A 2084-nucleotide genomic window follows, 5' to 3' on the forward strand; every position below is an offset into this window, starting at 1 on the left:
GAATCTGACGCGCTTTCACGGTGTGTTTGCGCCGAACAGCAAGCACCGAGCGATGGTGACACCGGCCAGGCGGGGCAAAGGGAACAAGGCTAAAGTATCGGATGAGCCGCCAACGCCCGCCGAGCGCCGCGCATCGATGACATGGGCGCAGCGGTTGAAGCGGGTGTTTAATATCGATATTGAGACGTGCGCTGAGTGTGGCGGCAGCGTCACAGTGATTGCCTGCATCGAAGACCCGGTGGTGATCCAGAAGATACTCGATCTTCTGAAGGAAAAGGGTGCATACCAGGACGCGGTGCGGTTACCCGAGAGCCGCGGCCCGCCACAAACGAGCTTATTCGACTAAGGAAAATCCGTTCGCGGAACACAAGGACGTTGCCGGCGACACCAGGCAGGGGTCGTGCTCGGCCGCCGCTTCAGGATTGGGCGAATCACAAGGCCGATGTCCGGTCGATTTGGCCGATTAGGCCGCGCATCAGATGAGATTGACTACCTCTGGCCGCGAAATGGCCGGGTTGGTTCGGGGTGGTCAGGGTGGTTTTTCAGTGAAAAGGGGGTTTATACTTCCTATACTCAGTCTCAACGGCTTCTCCGACGACGGCTGGCTGCACTACGGCCGGCAGTTGCAGGAGGCGGGCGCCGACGCCCTGGAGCTGAACGTCTACTACGTCGCCGCCGACCCGTTCGAGTCCGGCGCCGCGGTCGAAAGCCGCTACGTCGAGCTGCTGCATCAGCTGAAGGAAGTCGTCGGCATCCCCATCACCATGAAGCTGTCGTCGCAGTTCAGCTCCGTCGGCCACCTGGTGCGCGCGCTGGAAGCCGCCGGCGCCCAGGGCGTGGCGCTATTCAACCGCTTCTATCAGCCCGACATCGATCTGGAGACGCGCGAGGTAACGCTGACGCTGACGCTGTCATCGCCCTACGAATCGCTGCTGCGCGTCCACTGGGTGGCGGCGCTGCACGGCAAGGTCGATCTGTCACTGGCGGTGACCGGCGGCATCCACAGCGCAGAGGACGCGCTGAAAGCGCTGATGGCCGGTGCCAACGTCACCCACCTGTGCAGCGTGCTGCTCAAGGAGGGGCCCGAGGCGCTCGATCGCATCCGCGCGGACATGCTGCGCTGGATGGAGGAGCACGAATACACCTCGGTGCGACAGCTCAAGGGCTGCGTCAGCCGCCAGCACGCGATCGACCCGACCGCCTACGACCGCGCCAACTACGTCAAGGTGATGGACCGCCACCGCTGCCCCGACGGGGTGTGGCGGTAAGATCAGGCAGGTTCCGCGAACATCCACTCGACGGCTGTCAGCCGCCTGTGCTGCTCGTCGGTCAGCTCGCCGGTGGCGCGGATACGACCCGGCGGATCACGTTCAGCACCTTGCTCCTGGGCTGTGTTTCGACGGCCAGCATGGCCGGGATCGCGTCGAGCGCGGCCTGCTGGTCGAGCGTCAAGGCAAGAAACTGCTCGCGCACGGCCTGCTTGAACGACTTGAGCGAGAGTTCGCTGTATTCGGCTCGCATCTTGCATAGCCACTCCGCCACGCGCATGTTGGCCTGGGCGCGCACGAAGGGCTGCATCAGGGTCCGATACAGCCCCAGATTGATGTCCGAGACCCGCTTGGCCGTCGCGAAGCGTCGCTCGTCGTCGGGATCGGGCCGAACGATGGCCCTGACATCCGCCAGCGAGCGCGGCTCGAAGCGCACCAGCCAGTCGCCTTCGACCCATTCCGGACTGACCGTCTCGTCGGTCTTGGGTGTCATGACCGCCTCGTAGAGCCCGGGCGGCAGGACGTCGATCAGGTCGATATTCGAGGTGAATTCCTGGTGTTCCTTGCGGGCGACGCTACCGGAGACGAAGATGCCGAGATGGCCAAAACTTTCGTGGATCGCGTAGACGATGGTCTGACCGGCGGCGATAATATCTTCGTCGGTGAGATAGAGATCGCAGATCCACCCTAACGCCTGGGGAGGCGGGGTGATGTTGTCGCCCTCGGAGCAGAAGCACAGGATCGGCGAATCGATATGGCGCAGGTCGATCCTGACGCCATCGTCGCTGACAAGCTCCGCCGTCGCCAGCCGGTTGC

At 63.5% G+C, this 2084-nt stretch carries 2 protein-coding genes and 1 pseudogene; 2 read left to right on the forward strand and 1 reads right to left on the reverse strand.

Annotated elements, in window-relative coordinates; translation table 11 throughout:
* Positions 1–346: pseudogene (locus tag ACESMD_RS09170) on the forward strand (IS91 family transposase); the annotation flags it as partial.
* 133 nt (positions 347–479) lie between these two features.
* Complete coding sequence (locus tag ACESMD_RS09175; RefSeq protein ID WP_372612453.1) at positions 480–1268, forward strand: hypothetical protein; 789 nt, start codon at positions 480–482, stop codon at positions 1266–1268.
* Positions 1269–1329: 61 nt separating this feature from the next.
* Here ACESMD_RS09175 and ACESMD_RS09180 read toward each other — a convergent pair.
* A partial coding sequence (locus ACESMD_RS09180; RefSeq protein ID WP_372612455.1) for a DUF3141 domain-containing protein occupies positions 1330–2084 on the reverse strand: 755 nt, incomplete at its 5' end.

Origin of the sequence: Halomonas sp. (assembly GCF_041689495.1) — a bacterium.
Taxonomy (GTDB): domain Bacteria; phylum Pseudomonadota; class Gammaproteobacteria; order Pseudomonadales; family Halomonadaceae; genus Halomonas.

What these genes read in the sequence shown, in the direction of transcription:
- ACESMD_RS09175 (WP_372612453.1), top strand. Translation starts at nt 480, where the DNA reads ATGAGATTGACTACCTCTGGCCGCGAAATGGCCGGGTTGGTTCGGGGT.